Genomic DNA, 16,109 nt, shown 5'->3' on the forward strand with positions numbered 1-16,109 from the left:
CAGGGAGGCGGTAGAGGGGAAGGGCGAGGAAACGCTCGATGACGGTCCGAAGGTCGTTTTTCCCCACGCTACTCGTCTCGCTTCTTTTGATCTTTCCCCGCGGCGCGCACGCCGGCTCGCTCACGCTCGAGCAAGCCGTGCGGCAAGCGCTCGGGAACCACGAGCGCGCCGGCAAGGCGCCGCTCCGCGTGAAGGCCGCCGAAGGTCAGCTCGACCGCGCGCGCTCGTCGTTCCTGCCGAGCCTGGTCGCGGGCGCGAACGCCACGCTCCGCGGCACCGAGGATCGGATCGGCCGCCAGCTCTTCGGCACGGGCACGATCACGCTCACGCAGCCCCTCTTGAACCCGTCGGCGATCCCGCAGTACACGCAGGCCAGGCGCCAGCTCGCGGCCGAGCGCTGGGGCGCGGTCGAGGATCGGCGCAGCCTCGCCTTCGACACGGCGCGCGCGTTCCTCGTGGTGCTCACGCGCGAGCGCGTGCACGAAGCGGCGACACGCAGGCTCGAACGGGCCCGCGCCAACCAGCAGAACGCCGACGCACGTGCACAGGCGGGCCTCGCGAGCACGAACGACGTGACGCGCGCGCTGCTCGAGACCACGGCGGCCGCGCGGGAAGTGGCGCAGGCCGAGGGCAACGTCAGCACGGCCTACCTGGAGCTCGGGTTCCTCGTGGGGAGCCCGGTCACGGGGCCACTCTCGGCGCCGGATCGCACGACGCGCGCCGCGGAGAGCGGGGGCGTCCGGGCCGAAGACGAGGTCCGGCAAGCCGAGGCGCGCAGGCCGGATCTCCGCGCCGCCGAGGAGCGCACCGCGGCCCTCCGCGCATCGGCCCAGGAGCCCCTGTACCGACTCGCGCCCACGCTCACGCTCTCGGCGCAGGTGCGCTTCAACCCCGCGCCCGCCCCGCCCGACACGACCCACGACGAGACGTTGCAACTGAACCTCACCTGGCCGCTCTTCGACGCCGGCGCGCGCTACGGCGATCGCAAGACGCGTGTCGCGCAAGCCGAGAGCCAGGCCCTCGACGAGCGGCAGATCCGGCGGTCCGTGGCGACCGACATCGGCATCGCGCGGGTCACGCTGAAGGCCGCGCGCGAGAGCTACCGCATCGCCGAGGAGGCGGTTGCGGCGGCGAAGAAGAACACGGCCGAGACGGAGATCCTCTACCAGCAAGGGCTCGCGCGGGCGATCGAGCTCGTCGACGCGAACGCGCGCCGCTACGAGGCCGAGGTCGCCCTCGCCACCGCCAAGCTCGCGATGGAGCAGGCCTACCTGGAGCTGCGCTTCGCGCTCGGCCAAGGCCCCACCGACGACGACACCGAACGCCCCGCCCAGGCGGATGGAGGTGCGCAATGAAGCTCGCGCGTGTGCTCCTTTTGCTTTGCTTGCCCCTCGCCGTCGCCTGCAAAGGCAAGCCGACCGAAGGCGGCGCCTCCGGCGGAGGCAAGCCCGGCCGCGACGGAGGCGGCCTCTCGTTCGCCGCCGACGTCATGCCCGTGGAGGCCAAGAAGGTCACCTACACGGTGAACGCGCCGGGCACGATCGAGGCCTTCGAGCGGGTCCAGGTCACGGCCCGCGTGGCCGGCGTCGTCGACCGCGTGGCCTTCACGGAGGGCCAGGAGGTCAAGAAGGGCGACGTCCTCGTGGTCATCGACTCGGAGCGGTACCTGCTCGCGGTGAACGGCGCCAAGGCGGCGCTCGCCAAGACGGAGGCCGCGGTCCGGGACATGGAGGCGATGGTCGCGCGGCGCGAGGGCGCGAGCGGCATGAACCCCGGCCTCATCCCGGGCGAGGAGCTCGAGAGCTACAAGAGCAAGGTCCTCACCGCCAAGGCCGATCGCGACATCGCCTTCCAGTCGCTCCGCAGCGCGCAGCTCAACCTGCGCGACTCGTCCGTGCGCGCGCCCATGGTCGGCGCGATCCAGACGCGCACCGTCGAGACGGGGCAATACGTGCAAGCGGGGTACGTGATGGCCACGCTCCTCCAGAGCGATCCGCTCCTCCTGCGCTTCCAGGTCGAGCCGCTCGAAGCGCCGCGCCTCAAGGTCGGGATGACGGCCACGTTCACGATGCGCGAGACGCTGCGGAAGTTCACCGCGAAGATCACGCTCATCGCGGCGGCCGCCGACCCGACGACGCACATGGTCGCGGTCACGGGCGAGGTGAACGACGAAGGCCACAAGTACTGGCTGCGCCCCGGCTCGTTCTGCGACGTCAGCGTCGACATCGGCGCCCAGCGCGAGGCGGTGACGATCCCGCGGCTCGCGGCGCGCGCCACCGACCACGGCTACGTCGCCTACGTCGTGGAGAACGGCGTCGCCAAGGAGCGCGTGCTCGCGCTCGGGATGAGCACGCAGGACGGCTGGGTCGAGGTCCGCTCCGGCCTCGCCGCGGGCGACGTGCTCGTCGTGCGTGGCGCCGAGGCGCTGACCGACGGCGCCAAGGTCCGCCCGACGACCATCACGCCCGAAGCGCTCCTCACGGCCACCGCCCCGAGCGCCCGCCCACAGGCTTCGAGCGCGCCGCCTCCGGCCGATCCTGCCTCGGGCGAGCCTGCGCCCGGCGCCCCCCCGACGCCGAGCGCATCGGCCAGCGCGGGGGTGCGGCCGTGAACCTCACCGACATCTCCATCAAGAACCCGGTCTTCGCCTGGATGCTCATGGCGTGCACGATCCTCTTCGGCATCGTCGCGGCCACGCGCATCGGCATCAGCCAGTACCCGGACGTCGACTACCCCAACATCAGCGTCAACCTCTCCTGGCCCGGCGCGTCGCCCTCGGCCGTCGAGCGCGAGATCGTCGAGCCGCTCGAACAGGCCCTCGCGCAGGTCGAGGGCGTCAAGGAGATCTCGTCGCAGGCGCGGCAGGGATCGGCGCGGATCACGGCGAGCTTCGACATCTCGCGCAACGTCGACCTCGCCCTCCAGGACGTCCAGGCCAAGGTCGCGCAGGCCCAGCGGCAGCTCCCGCGCGACGTGCCAGCAGCCACCGTCTCCAAGTCGAACCCCGACGACACGCCCATCGTCACCGTCGGCGTCTCCGGCCCGTTTTCGCGCCAGCTCCTCGCCGACGTCGCCCGCTACCAGGTCCAGGAAAAGCTCCAGACCGTGCCGGGCGTCGGTCAAATCACGCTGAACGGCTACCTCGATCGCAACATCCGCATCTGGCTCGACACGAGCCGCCTCGCGGAAAAAGGCGTCGTCGCGAGCGACGTCATCGACGGGATCCGCCGCGAGCACGTCGAGGTCCCGGGCGGCCAGCTCGAAGCGGGCGGTAGGCAGCTCAACGTCCGCCTCCTCGGCGAGGCGCTCGACGTCGAGGCGCTGCGCAAGCTCGTGGTGCGGCACGTGAACAACACGCCCGTCTACCTCGAAGACGTCGCCGTCGTGGAGGACGGCTTCGAGGACGTGAACTCCGTCGCGCGGCTCGACGGCATCCCCTTGCAGGCGCTCGGCGTGCTCAAGCAACGCGGGACGAACGCCGTCGCCGTGGCGAGCGCGGTGCGCGAGAAGGTCACGGAGATCCAGCGCAGCCTGCCCGAGGGGATGAAGGTCGAGGTCCTCTTCGACACCACGACCTTCATCGAAGAGTCCGTCCACGAAATCGAGATCGAGCTCGGTCTCGCGCTCATCCTCACGGCGCTCGTCTGCTGGCTCTTCCTCGGCTCGCTCTCCAGCACGGTCAACGTGATCCTGGCGATCCCGATGTCGCTGCTCGGCACCGTGGCGGTCGTCTACTTCCTCGGCTTCACGCTGAACACATTTACCCTGCTCGGCCTCTCGCTCGCCGTCGGGCTCGTCGTCGACGACGCCGTGATGGTCATGGAGAACATCTACCGGCACGCCGAGATGGGGAAGGCGCGCGCCAAGGCCGCGGCCGACGGCACCAAGGAGATCACGTTCGCCGCGCTCGCGGCCACGGTCGCCGTCATCGCGATCTTCCTCCCCGTCGTGTTCATGGGCGGCGTCATCGGCCGCTTCTTCTTCCAGTTCGGCGTGACGCTCTCGGTGGCCGTGATGCTCTCGTACTTCGAGGCGATCACGCTCGCGCCCGCCCGCTGCGCGCAGATCCTCGACACCTCGCGCGAGGGGCGGAGCGCCGTCGGCAAGGCCATGGATCGCGGCTTCTCCGCGCTCGAACGCGGTTATGGACGCGTGCTCGGCAAGGCGCTCGCGCACCCCTGGAAGGTCCTCCTCGGCGCGACGCTCCTCCTCGGCGCCACCGCGTTCATCGTCCCGCGGCTCGGCACCGAGTTCGTCCCCGCGCAAGACCAGAGCCGCCTCGACGTCCGCATCCAGACGGAGACCGGGACCAGCGTGCAGGCCGCCGCGCCGCTCTTGCAGCGGGCCGAGCAGAAGCTCGCGGCGCGGCCCGAGGTCACGCGGGTCCTCACCACGCTCTCGGCCTCGCGCGGCGTGATGAGCTTGACCCTGGTCCCGCCGAACGAACGCAAGCTCTCGGCGCAGGAGCTCGCCGCCCAGATCCGCCGCGAATTGCAGTCGATCGCTGGCATCCGCGCGTCGGTGCAGGATCCCTCGCAGCAGAGCTTCGGCGCGCAGCGCGGGTATCCCGTCGACTTCACGGTGCGCGGCGCGGACTGGGACACGCTCGTCACGGCGGCGATGCAGCTCAAGACCGACCTCGAAAAGAGCGGCACCGTGACGGACGTGACGACCGACTACCAGATCGGCGCGCCCGAGGTGCAGATCGTCCCGGATCGCCGCCGCGCCACGGATCTCGGCGTCCCGGTGAGCGATCTCGCGAACACGGTGAGCGCGCTCGTCGGCGGCAACATCGTCGGCAAGTTCTCCACCGGGGGCCGCCGCGTCGACATCCGCGTGCGCCTCCTCGCCACGCAACGCTCTCGCCCCGAGGACCTCGGCGAGATCCGCGTGCGGGCGCAAAATGGGACCACGATTCCGCTCTCGCTCGTCGTCTCGCAGAACGAGACGGCGGTGCTGCAATCGATCAACCGCGTCGATCGGGAGCGGGCGATCCGGATCTCGGGGAACGTGGCGCCGGGGCATTCGCAGATCGAGGCGATGAACACGGTGAAGGATCTTTCGAAGGCGCTGCCGCTCGGCTACCGGGCCGTGGCCGGCGGCCAGGCCTCGCAGTTCGACGAAACCACGGGGGGCCTCGTCTTCGCGCTCGTGATCGGGATCCTCGTCGCGTACATGGTGCTCGCAAGCCAGTTCAATTCGTTCCTGCACCCCGTCACCGTGCTGACGATTTTGCCCCTGGCGCTCTCGGGGGCGGCGATCGGCTTGTTCGTCACGGGCAAGACGCTGAACATCTTCAGCATGATCGGCGTGCTCTTGCTCATGGGCATCGTCAAGAAAAACTCCATTCTGCTCGTGGAGTACGCGAATCAAGTGCGCGAGCACGAGGGGTTGTCCGCGCACGAGGCCATGCGCAAGGCGGGGCCGCTGCGGCTGCGGCCGATCCTGATGACCACGATCGCGACGATGATGGCGGCCGTGCCGGCCGTGCTCGGCATCGGCCCGGGCACGGAGACGCGCAGCCCCATGGCCGTCGTGGTGCTCGGCGGGCTCACGGTGTCGACGCTGCTCAGCCTGCTCGTGGTGCCGGCGTTCTACCGGGTCGCCGATGACATCAAGGAGAAGCTGCGCCCGAAAGCTGCGCCGGCCGAGGTCGAGCAGACGTCAGGTTGAACCACGGCTCAGCGTGCAGCATGTTCGAGTGAACCTCGTTCGAGGCTCGTGTCGACCTTCGTGGAGGCGTTACGCCGTCGCCGCCGGGGCGCCGTACCTCCCGCAGAGATCGATCTCGGCGCGGAGCTCGTCCGCAAGCGCGCGCGCGACGGCCTTCATCGAACCGGTTCGCCTCAGCACATCCATCTGCCGCATGCTCGAGTTGCCCCGCGAGAGCAGGCCCTCGGCGCGCGCGAGATCCGCCTCCTCGCCGAGGGCGCGCGCCTTCGGCCGGGTGATGTCGAACAGGTCCTCGGCCATTCTCCGAAGGGCTCGCGAATGCCCCTCGGCGTCGACGACGAGCTCGGCGTCGAGCCCATCCCGGGCAGCGCGGTGACCGTTTTCCTTTTCGATCCACCACGGGATCGCCCGAGGGAGCCGCGGATCCGTCGTGGCGTCGTCCATCACGACCGCGAGCAGTGAATGCACGAGCGCGCCGAGCGCGAGAGCGTCCGCGTTGGTGGGCTGTGCATCCATGATCCGCACCTCGAGCGTGCCGAGGTCGGGGCGCGGACGCAGATCCCAGTGCATGTCCCGGTACGACGCGAACATCGCGGCCCGCTCGACCACGTCCACGAAATGCAAAAAAGCTGCCCAGTCGTCGAACGCCGGGGCGATTCCCGCGCTGCGCGTGGGGGCGAGCAGGCAGCGCCGGAACGAGGCGAACGAAGTCTCCCTGCCGCAATACGCGGGCGACGACGCCGAGAGCGCGAGCAGGACGGGCAAGACGGCGCGGATCTGGGCCATGACACGGATCGCGACCTCCCCGGAAGGCATGCCCACGTGCACGTGCAGCGCATACACGATCTGCGTGTTCGCGAGATACCCGCTCCTCCGCTGCATTTCGAGGTACCGCGGCAGCGGCGTGACGGGGACGATCCGCTCGCAGAAGGGGTGCGTCCCGGCGCCGACGAGGACCATGCCGAGCCGCGCCGCCGCCTCCGATACGCGCGAGACCCGTTCGAGGAGCGCCCCGCGGAGCAGCGCCGTCGACGCCATCGGAGCCGTGACGACCTCCACGCAGGGCTCGATCACTTCGGGTTTGATGCACGGATCCGGCGGGAGGAGCGCGAGCAGCGGCGCGATTCCCTCGTGGAGATCGAGCGTCTCGTGGTGGACGAGCTGCCATTCGAGCTCGAGGCCGACCGTGGGCGGGCTCGGGTGGAAATCACGGGGCATCATGGTCGTCTCGCCAAACAGCGCTGCGCCTCGCGCGCGACCTCGGCGAAGAAGGCCGCGCCGAGCGGCAAGACGTCCTCGTCCACCGTGAAGGCGGGGCTATGCAGGGGGACGTAATCCCAGCCATCCCTGCGCGCGCCGAAGCGGACGAAACAGCCGGGCGTCTCGTGCAGATAATACGCAAAATCCTCCGAGCCCATGCTGGGGTGCTCCTGTGGAAGCACGTCGTTCGCGCTGAAGATACGCGCCGCGGCGCGGCGGCAGATCGAGGCCTCACGCGCCGTGTTGACGACGGGCGGGTATCCCTCGACGAGCTCGACGCCGACCACAGCGCCGTGCAAGGAGCCGACGGCGTCGGCCATGCGGCGGATGCCGCGCATCACGCGGAGACGGGCGGCCTCGACGGTCGTGCGAATGCTCCCTTCGAGCACCGCTTCCTCGGCGATGACGTTCGCGGCCGTCCCGGCCTGCACGCGGCCCACGGTGATCACCGTGGGGTGGAGCGGATCCGACTCGCGCGAGACCAGGGTTTGCAGCACCGAAATCAAGAAAGCCGCGACGATCACCGCGTCGACGGCCTCGTGCGGGCGCGCGCCGTGCCCGCCCTTGCCATGGACCCGCAGGACGAACCGGTCCGACTGCGCCGTGACCACGCCCTCGGTGACCATGATTTGCCCCGTGTGGTAATGGTGGGTCACGTGTCCGCCGAAAATGGCGGAGACCCCGGCGAGCGCGCCGGACCGCATCATGACGCGCGCCCCACCGCCGTGCTCCTCGGCGGGCTGAAAGATGAGCACCACGTCTCCCGCGGGCGGATCGCCTCGCGAGAGCAGCCGCGCGGCCCCGAGCACCATGGCCATGTGCGCGTCGTGGCCGCAGGCGTGCACGCGCCCCGGGCGCTTCGACGCGAACGGCAGCCCCGTGGACTCGTCGCCGGGCAATGCATCCATCTCGGCGCGCAGCGCAATGGCGGGGGCCGCCGGATCCCGTCCTTGGATCCGGCCGACCACGCCCGTGCCGCGCCCGCCGTACGTCGCGGGGATCCCCAGGCGGGAGAGCTCCTCTAGGATGAAATGGGCCGTCTCCTCCTCCACGAAGGCGAGCTCGGGGATGCGATGCAAGCCGCGCCGGAGGGCGACGAGATCGTCGCGGAAAACGGATGTATCGGGGATTTCCACCGGCATGCCCTCCGAACGGTTCGAAGGGGCACGTAACGCGGGCCGGCGTGAAAGGAAGCGGCTTGACCGGCATGCCGGGGGCCCAAGGGTCTTTACGAACACGGCCGGGGGAGGGACGAGGCGTGGACGCGAACGAACGACCGATGAGCCGAGCGCCCGAGGGGGCAGAGGACCCTTGCTTGGTGTTCGACCGTGCCTCCGGCCTCGACGACGAGCTCTTTCGCCTGCGGGCCGAGGGGCTCTCGCCCGCCGAGCGCGCGGCGGCCCTCGACGCGCTCTTTCGTTACGAATCCCGACAGACGGATCTCTTGCTCGGATACCAGTGCAACGAGCGGATCGATTGCGCGGAGACCCTCTCGCGATATCTCGATCGGCACCTCAACAACGTCGGCGACCCGTTCCAGAGCGGGTCGGCCAGCTTCAACACGAAATGGCTCGAGCGCGCCGTGCTCGATTATTTTGCCGCGCTCTGGCGCGCGAAGACCCCGCACGATCCCGACGACGGCGCGTCGTACTGGGGCTACCTGCTCACGATGGGCTCGACCGAGGGCAACCTCTACGGGCTCTGGAACGCCCGGGATTACCTCGCCGGGAAGTTCCTGCTCATCGACCCCGAGTCGGCGGACGAGGCGCGGGCGGCGGCCTCGAACGGAGGCGCGCGCGTCGTGCCTCCGCGCCTCGTCTATCAGCAGGCGCCCGCGCCCGAAAGCCAGCCGAACGCGCGCGTCCCGATCGCATTTTATTCGCAAGATACGCATTACTCCATCATCAAGGCGATGCGGGTGCTCGACATCCGCACGTTCTACGAGGTCGGCACCGAGCGCTACCCCCGCGACAACCCGCTCGCGCCCGGCAAGCCGTGGCCGCACGAGGTGCCGTCGGTCGGCGGGACGAACGGCGTCGGGGTCATCGACATCGACGCGCTGACCACGCTCGTCGCGTTTTTCGCCTCGCGGGGCCACCCGATCCTCGTCAATTTCAACTACGGAACGACCTTCAAAGGCGCCTACGACGACGTGGAGGCGGCCGGGGCCGCGCTCCTGCCCATCCTGCGCCGGTACGGCCTCGACGAGCGCGAGGTTCATTATGATCCCAGGGATTGCCGGAAGTACGACGTCCGCACGGGGTACTGGTTCCACGTCGACGGCGCGCTCGGCGCCGCGTACATGCCCTTCCTGGAGATGGCCCACGCGGCGGGGCGGATCACGACGCGCGGGCCGAACTTCGATTTCCGTCTCCCGTACGTGTGCTCCCTCGTGATGAGCGGGCACAAATGGATCGGCGCGCCGTTTCCTTGCGGCGTGTACATGACCCGGACGAAGCTCATGCTCCGGCCGCCCAGCCGGCCCGAGTACATCGGCTCGCCCGACACCACGTTCGCCGGATCCCGCAATGGCCTGTCCGCCCTCGTCCTCTGGGATCACCTCGCCAGGCGCTCGTACGAGGATCAGATCCGGAAAGCGCTCTACACGGAGGATCTCTCGGCCTACGCGGAGCGGAGACTACGCGAGCTCGGCCAGCGGCTCGGGCAAGCTCTTTGGGTCGAGCGCGCCCCGCTTTCGCTCACCATTCGCTTCCGGGCCGTGAGCCCCGCGCTCGCGTTCAAGTACACACTGGCGTGCGAGACGCTCTACGTGGATGGAGAAAAACGGCAATACCACCACATTTACGTGATGGAGCACGTCACGCGCGAGCGCATCGACGCGTTCCTGAACGACCTCGCGGCCCCCGACGCGTTCCCGGCGCAGGAAGTCCGGCCCACGGCGCCGGCCCATGAAAGCCACGTGGCTGGGCGCGAGGGCAGGCTCATGCACGTGCCGCATACGGGGCGCAGCTTCAGCGGCTGACAGGCTCCACGGCGAGAGCTCAACGCGGCGTGAAGATGGCCAAATCGTCGATGCCGAGGGCTTGCTCCATCCTGGCCACGTCTGCGACGGCGTCCTCGAAGCCATGTTCGCCGAAGAGCTCGTGCTCGCGGTCCTCGAATGCCTCGCCGAGCGCCTCGTACGCGTCCTTCGAGACGATCGACCGGAATGCGGGAAACAGCACGGTGTCCTCGCGCGCCTCGTGCGGGCGGTACATCCTGACGAATTGCCGGAGCACCGTCACGAGCCTCCCGCGATTGGCCTCTTTCGACGCGGCGAGCCGCCGGACCTCGTCCGTCAGGCGGCGCCCCGCCTCGTGCTGGCTCCGGAGCACGCTCACCAGATCAACGAGCTTTCCCGCCTGCACGAACCGGGGAAAGAGGTGCTCCTCTTCGAGCTTCTCGTGATACTCCTCGATGAAGCGCCGCAGGAGCCCGGTCGCGCTCGCGAGGACGTCCATGGGCATCTCCTCCTTCGATGCGAGGCGGCGCGCGGATTCGTCGTACACGAGCAGGACGCGGTTCAGGACGCCGTGCTCGCGCATCAGGTCCTCCGCCGGGGACACGTCCGGCTCTTCTTGGGCCTCCTTCCGCCCCTGGGCGCGCGGAGACGCGATCGAGGCGGACGTACCGGCGCAGCCCCCGACGAGCAGGCCCGCGCCCGCAGCTCCGGCGGATCGAAGAAACGTCCGGCGCAGGCGATTTCCACGCTCCATGACCGACACCTCCTGCTTTCGTGTGTCGCGAATTCGATCGATATCGAGATACGGCTGCGGCGAGGCACGGTCAAGGCCGGCGGGCTGCGGCGTCCGAGCAAGATTTCCACGCTGTTCCAACCTGTGCCACGCCTGGCACCCGTGCCGCGCCCCCCGAGGCGCGCCGCCCCTGCTCGTCGGAGATTCCCCGGGGCACGACCGTTGCTCGTCCGCCCGGCATGAAACGTAGCATTCTGCGGCGCGCCGCTTTCTTGCTCCTCGCGCTCTCGAGCGCCTCGGCACTCTGGGCTTGTGGCGATGGTGGCGGCAATCCAAACCCCGGCTCCGGCGGCGGAGACCAGGGCGGCGGTGGACAGGGCGGCGGTGGCCCCGGCGGTGGAGACCAAGGCGGCGGCGGACAGGGCGGGACGGGCGGGTTCGACTGGCCCGTCGATACCTATCCCATCTCGATCACGCCGTCCGACACCTGGAAAAACCAGATCTCGTACCCCTACGACCCCTTCGTCTCGGAGCCCAATGGCAACAGCCTGGATGGCGGCGTCCGGTGGATCAAATTCACCGTCCTGATGCACGACCCGACGAAGGTGTATTTCCAGGACAGCTACCCGTACCCCTTCCACGCGCCCTTCGCCGTCGAGCGCCTCGATCCGTTCTTCGGCATGTCGATCGCCGAATACAACGACGTCTCGCTGCACGCGGAAGGCCAGAAGGCCATCCTCGGCGCCGTGCTCATCCCGCCCGATCCGCTGAGCTTCCCGGAGTACGGCATCCAGCTCGTCCGGCAGGACGCATACGACCCCGAGATGGCGCGCGTCGTCCTCGATCTCGTGAAAAAGAACGTCGTGGCGGAGACGCCGGTGACGCCGTTTTATTTCCCCACGTACGAGCAAAACGCATCGGCGCAGGAGAACCAGAGCTTCTACGCCAATGCAGGCTTCCCCGTGAGCAGCGTCGATCGGTGGATCGGGGGCAACCAATGTTATGCGATGGGCTGGGCGCTCGGCAAGCTCCGCTACGTGCCTACCGATCAGATCGAGGACGCGTACACGAATGGGACGTTGAAATCAGAGGACATCCTCCTCACCGATGCGATCCCCGCGGAATTGCCTTATCTCGCGGGGATCGTCTCCCTCTCACCGTCGACGCCGAATGCGCACACCGCCATCCTCGCGACCTCGTTCGGCATCCCGTTCGTGTACCTCGCGAGCGAGGCGGAACGCGAGCAAGCCAAGGCCCTCGACGGCAAGGAGATCATCCTGCGCGCGAAAAACCAGTACGGCCGTTGCGACGCCGCACTCTTCGACATGAACGGCGCGCTCACGGCCGCCGATCGCGACGCGCTGCTCGCGCAGAAAAAGCCGGCACCTCTCTCCTTTTCGCCCAAGCAGACGCTCGGCGCCATCGTCCGGAACACCGACGATCTCGGCCCGGCCGACATCGTTCATTTCGGCGGCAAGGCGGCCAATTACGGCCTGCTCCGCGACGCGATCCCCGACGATTCCCAGGAAGCCCTCGCCCTCTCGTTCGACCTATGGGACGGCTTCCTCGATCAAACCATGCCGGGCGGCAAAACGCTGCGGCAGGAAATCGGCGAGCGGCTCGCGAGCTACCAGTACCCGCCGAACCTCGCCGCCCTCAAGGTCGATCTCGCCGCCATTCGCGCACGAATCGAGGGCGACGCGACCTTCTCGGACGCCCAGCGGCAAGCGGTCCTCGCCGCGCTCGCCTCGTTCGATCCGGCGCGCAAGATCCGCTTCCGCAGCTCGACCAACGTCGAGGACAGCGACGCATTCACGGGCGCAGGGCTCTACGACAGCGCGAGCGGCTGCCTCGCCGACGACACCGACGCGGACACCACGGGCCCGAGCCATTGCGACGCGTCACAAAGCAGCGAGCGCGGCGTGTTCCGCGCGCTCCAGAAGGTGTACGCGAGCTTCTACAACGACAACGCCTTCATCGCGCGCCTGCTCTACGGCGTGAACGAGAGCGACGTCGGCATGGGCGTGCTCGTCCATTACTCCTACCCGGACGAGGACGAGCTCGCGAATGGAGTGGCGACGAACGTGCGCCGCACCGACCCGATCGACGACATGAAAATCGTCTCGCAGGTCGGCGCGCTCAGCGTGACGAACCCCGAGGGCGGCGCGCTCCCCGAGGTCGTCCACGGCTTCCATTCCCAGTGGGGCAACTCGTTCGCTACCATCGCCGGATCGAGCCTCGTGCCGCTCGGCGGCCACGTCATGGAGTGGGACAGCGATTACGTGAAGCTCGGCGGGCTGCTCGGCAAGGTGGCGGATCGGTTCGCCGAGGCCCATCCCGGCAAACCGACGTTCGCGCTCGATTACGAGTACAAGAAGATGAAACCCGACGGGGCGCTGCTCATCAAGCAGGTGCGCGAGCTGCCGCTGCCGGACGACAAAGCCACGCTCACGCCCTTCCTCGTCCCCGGGCCACGCGTGCTCTGCACGCTCCAGGGCGAGCAAAGCGACGTCTTTGCCCTCCATCGGCTGAAAATGCGCGCGTCGCTCCGGGCGCGTACGGGGTTCGTCGACGCGGCGAGCCTCGCGGCCGAGACGTTGTATGGCGACGTGTCGTTCACCTACGTCTCCGCGAATGGCGTTTCGACCCTCACGGGCAATCCGGGGACGTGGCCCTCCGCCGCGCACAGCTTCATGAGCGATCAGACGCTCGATCTCTTCACGTCGGGCAGCGGCGCGGACGCGCGGACCCTCGAGCTCTCGACGAGCTCCGTGCCCACGCTGCTCCCGCCGTCCGACGGCCCGATCCTCGCCCTTCGCGACATGGAGATTCAGCTCGCGGCGGAGTATACGACGCCGGTCCCGTATCTCGACTGGGATGGCACGCCGGCGAAACGCACGCGGGACGATGCCATTCGCCTCACCACGTGCATGGACGAGGGACCCCTCCCGTCGGGCGCGTCGATGCAGACAAGGACGATCGAGGCGGGCGGCGTGAAAATCGTGACGAAGTATTACTGGCCAGCGCCGCCCACCGGCGTCGTCGCCGGCTACACCGCGCCGCTCCTGCGCTGGGAGGAGACGCGGATCGAGGGCCTCACGACGGCGCCCATCGTGCTCAAGGGGTATTTCTCGCAGACGTACCGGCCGCAGCACCACAACTTCAGCGAGGATTTCCTCTTCGAGCCGGCCCTCGAAGAGGGTTTGCCCGCGAACGTGCTCGCCGAGCTCACGGCGAAGGGGATTCGTCAGATGTACGTGCTCGGCACCACGATCGGCACGATCGACCCGGCCGGGCAGATGAAGACGCTGTAACCCTTCATTCGAGACGCACGTCTCTACTTCTTCGCCGCCCGCGGGAACACCGGTCGCCGGCCCGGGACCTGAGCATGGGTCTCATCTGGAAGCCGTTTCGCTGAATTATCGCGGCATCTTCCCGATATCGACGACCCGCGCCGCGCGTGGCCGCGTCTGCCATCGGAGCAGTTGAATCGGCCATGCGACCTTCGACGCACCGTTATGGAAGAGCGCCACGCGATCCATCTGCGGCACCGGCAGCCAGAGCGCGCCGTCGCCGTCGAGAAACGGCGCGTCGGCCCAGTGCAGGCGCGGATCCGTCACGAGCGTCGTCAACGAGCCATCCGGCATGCGCTTTTTCACGGAGTTCGTCGCGAGCTCCGTGAAGTAAAGCTCGCCCCCCGGCCCGAGGGCCGTGCCGCCCACGGGAGGCAAATCCGCCCACGGCTCGACCTTGCTCGCGAGCGCTTCCGGCGAGAGCGATGCGTCGTCGAGCGCGCTCGTGGGCACGCGCGACCACGGACCGCCGAGCGGCCCATAGAAGAGCCATTCTCCATCGGAGCTCACCTCGAGCGGATCGGCATGCACGCGGAGCGGCTCGCCCGAGGGGTTTTTCACGACCGCGCCGCCGACCACGATATCGCGATCCGCGCGGGCCGTGACGGAGGCATGCCCATCGAGGACGCGGCGACCCTTGCCGCTCGCGAGGTCCACGACCACGAGCGCCGGCGCGCCCGCATCCGTGAGGTACACGCTTCGCTTGCCGAAACGCACGTCGTCGATGTAGCTCCCGCGCTTCGTCACGCCGTCGAGCGGCACGATCTGCTCCACGGCCCCCCCCGGCAGCCCGATCCGGATGAGCTTCGCGCCGCCGGGAATCGGATCGCCGCCAAACGTGGGTGCGCCCGTGTCCACGACCCATAGCGCGCCCGCGCCGTCGAGGTGCAGGGCGTTCACGCTCACGAACGCGCGCGAGGGATCCTCGCCGGGATGAAAGCCATTCCACGCCGCATCCGGAAACGGAGCGACGCGCCCCTTCGCGTCGAGCGCGCCCACGGCCGGCCCACGTGAGCCGGTCCAGCGGGGTCCGGCCACGAAAACGCGACCCGCGTGAACGGCGACGGCGTTCCAGATCATCCCGTCGGAGCTCGCCACCACCTCGATCGCATCTTCGGTCTTGCTCGCGGGCGTGGCAGGCGCGATCGTGGCGCTGCCGCACGCCGTCATCATGATCCCGGTTAAAATCGCACCCATCGCACTCGTTTTCATGCGCATGATCCTCTCCCGTATCGAAGGCGCCCCGTGAAAGACCCGCGGGTCGCCTGGGACGACGTTCACTTGTTCCTCGCCGTGGCGCGCGCCGGCACGCTGAGCGCCGCCGGGCCGCGGCTCGGCCTCACGCAGCCCACGGCGGGCCGGCGGCTCCGCGCGCTGGAGCAGTCCGTCGGCGTCACGCTCTTCCAGCGCACGCCGCGCGGATTTCGCCTCACGGAAGCAGGGGAGGCGATGTTCCGTCACGCCGAGCGCATGGAGCACGAAGCCGTGGCCCTCGAGCGACGTCTCTTCGGCGAGACGCGCGAAACGGGCGGCGTGCTCCGCATCTCGACGAGCGAGTGGTTCGCGCGGCACGTCCTCGGCCCGGTGCTCGCCGCGTTCACCCGCGAGCATCCGCGCGTGACCGTCGAAGTCGTGGCCGAATCACGCCTCCTCGACCTCGATCGGCAAGAGGCCGACCTGGTCTTTCGTTTCATCGCGTTCGACCGCGCCGACATCGTGCAGCGTCGGCTCACGCAAATCCGGTATGGCCTCTACGCCGCGCAGACGTATCTCGATGCGCGCGGCGCTCCCGACGCGCACGGCGGCGAGGGCCACGCGATCGTCACGATGGATCGCGCATTCGACGCGCTCGCCGACGTCGCATGGCTCCGCGCGCGGTTCCCTGGCGCGCACGCCACCGTGCGGAGCAACAGCCGCGACGTGCAGGCCGCCGCGTGCGTACACGGCGCCGGCCTCGCCGTCTTGCCGAGGGTGATCGGAGATGCGCTCCCGCTCGTGCGCCTCGACGTCGGAGAAGAGCCGCCCGGCCGTACCATCTGGCTCGGCTACCATCGCGACCTCAAGGGCCTCCCGCGCCTTCGCGCGCTCGCCGACCACGTGCACGCCTCCGTGCCGAAGACGCTCTGAC

General features: G+C 69.0%; 10 protein-coding genes. 6 read left to right on the forward strand and 4 right to left on the reverse strand.

The features are described from left to right. Nucleotides 1-38: 38 nt before the first annotated feature. The 3 genes from POL67_RS25570 to POL67_RS25580 are packed head-to-tail and all read left to right on the forward strand — an operon-like array spanning nucleotide 39 to nucleotide 5,673. A complete protein-coding gene (locus POL67_RS25570) occupies nucleotides 39-1,355 on the forward strand; it encodes a TolC family protein (RefSeq protein WP_271921567.1) in 1,317 nt (438 codons plus the stop codon). Further along, on the forward strand, nucleotides 1,352-2,611 hold the full coding sequence (locus POL67_RS25575) for an efflux RND transporter periplasmic adaptor subunit (RefSeq protein ID WP_271921569.1): 1,260 nt from the start codon (nucleotides 1,352-1,354) through the stop codon (nucleotides 2,609-2,611). Before POL67_RS25570 ends, POL67_RS25575 begins: the two co-directional genes overlap by 4 nt. Beyond that, nucleotides 2,608-5,673, forward strand: coding sequence for an efflux RND transporter permease subunit (locus POL67_RS25580; RefSeq protein WP_271921571.1), 3,066 nt, complete (start codon nucleotides 2,608-2,610; stop codon nucleotides 5,671-5,673). Before POL67_RS25575 ends, POL67_RS25580 begins: the two co-directional genes overlap by 4 nt. A 69-nt stretch (nucleotides 5,674-5,742) precedes the next feature. Here POL67_RS25580 and POL67_RS25585 read toward each other — a convergent pair whose 3' ends face one another. Further along, nucleotides 5,743-6,894 carry a carboxylate-amine ligase gene (locus tag POL67_RS25585; RefSeq protein ID WP_271921573.1) on the reverse strand — a complete coding sequence of 384 codons (1,152 nt, stop codon included), beginning with the start codon at nucleotides 6,892-6,894 and terminating at the stop codon, nucleotides 5,743-5,745. Next, nucleotides 6,891-8,069, reverse strand: coding sequence for a M20 metallopeptidase family protein (locus tag POL67_RS25590; protein WP_271921575.1), 1,179 nt, complete (start codon nucleotides 8,067-8,069; stop codon nucleotides 6,891-6,893). The genes POL67_RS25585 and POL67_RS25590 overlap by 4 nt, the downstream gene beginning before the upstream one ends. Before the next feature lie 182 nt (nucleotides 8,070-8,251). On the opposite strand from POL67_RS25590, the gene POL67_RS25595 reads away from it, so the two are divergent. Continuing rightward, nucleotides 8,252-9,916: a pyridoxal-dependent decarboxylase gene (locus POL67_RS25595; RefSeq protein WP_271930892.1), complete on the forward strand. Its 1,665-nt coding sequence runs from the start codon at nucleotides 8,252-8,254 to the stop codon at nucleotides 9,914-9,916. 19 nt (nucleotides 9,917-9,935) lie between these two features. Here the strand turns inward: POL67_RS25595 and POL67_RS25600 are convergent, their stop codons facing one another. Continuing rightward, nucleotides 9,936-10,649: a hemerythrin domain-containing protein gene (locus POL67_RS25600; protein ID WP_271921577.1), complete on the reverse strand. Its 714-nt coding sequence runs from the start codon at nucleotides 10,647-10,649 to the stop codon at nucleotides 9,936-9,938. 218 nt (nucleotides 10,650-10,867) lie between these two features. On the opposite strand from POL67_RS25600, the gene POL67_RS25605 reads away from it, so the two are divergent. Then, nucleotides 10,868-13,942: a PEP/pyruvate-binding domain-containing protein gene (locus tag POL67_RS25605; protein WP_271921579.1), complete on the forward strand. Its 3,075-nt coding sequence runs from the start codon at nucleotides 10,868-10,870 to the stop codon at nucleotides 13,940-13,942. A 105-nt stretch (nucleotides 13,943-14,047) separates the two neighbouring features. Here POL67_RS25605 and POL67_RS25610 read toward each other — a convergent pair whose 3' ends face one another. Beyond that, the gene (locus POL67_RS25610) at nucleotides 14,048-15,193 is read right to left on the reverse strand and encodes an L-dopachrome tautomerase-related protein (RefSeq protein WP_271921581.1); all 1,146 of its coding nucleotides are present in this window, start codon (nucleotides 15,191-15,193) and stop codon (nucleotides 14,048-14,050) included. 33 nt (nucleotides 15,194-15,226) lie between these two features. Between POL67_RS25610 and POL67_RS25615 the strand changes: the two genes are divergently transcribed. Further along, a complete protein-coding gene (locus tag POL67_RS25615; RefSeq protein ID WP_271921583.1) occupies nucleotides 15,227-16,108 on the forward strand; it encodes a LysR family transcriptional regulator in 882 nt (293 codons plus the stop codon). Nucleotide 16,109 lies beyond the last annotated feature (1 nt).

It is taken from the genome of Polyangium mundeleinium, assembly GCF_028369105.1.
In the GTDB taxonomy this organism is placed as follows: Bacteria; Myxococcota_A; Polyangia; order Polyangiales; family Polyangiaceae; genus Polyangium; species Polyangium mundeleinium.

Coding starts and splice junctions, on each gene's coding strand:
- POL67_RS25570 (WP_271921567.1), top strand. CDS start 39: ATGACGGTCCGAAGGTCGTTTTTCCCCACGCTACTCGTCTCGCTTCTT.
- POL67_RS25575 (WP_271921569.1), top strand. CDS start 1,352: ATGAAGCTCGCGCGTGTGCTCCTTTTGCTTTGCTTGCCCCTCGCCGTC.
- POL67_RS25585 (WP_271921573.1), bottom strand. CDS start 6,894: ATGATGCCCCGTGATTTCCACCCGAGCCCGCCCACGGTCGGCCTCGAG.
- POL67_RS25600 (WP_271921577.1), bottom strand. CDS start 10,649: ATGGAGCGTGGAAATCGCCTGCGCCGGACGTTTCTTCGATCCGCCGGA.
- POL67_RS25605 (WP_271921579.1), top strand. CDS start 10,868: ATGAAACGTAGCATTCTGCGGCGCGCCGCTTTCTTGCTCCTCGCGCTC.
- POL67_RS25610 (WP_271921581.1), bottom strand. CDS start 15,193: ATGAAAACGAGTGCGATGGGTGCGATTTTAACCGGGATCATGATGACG.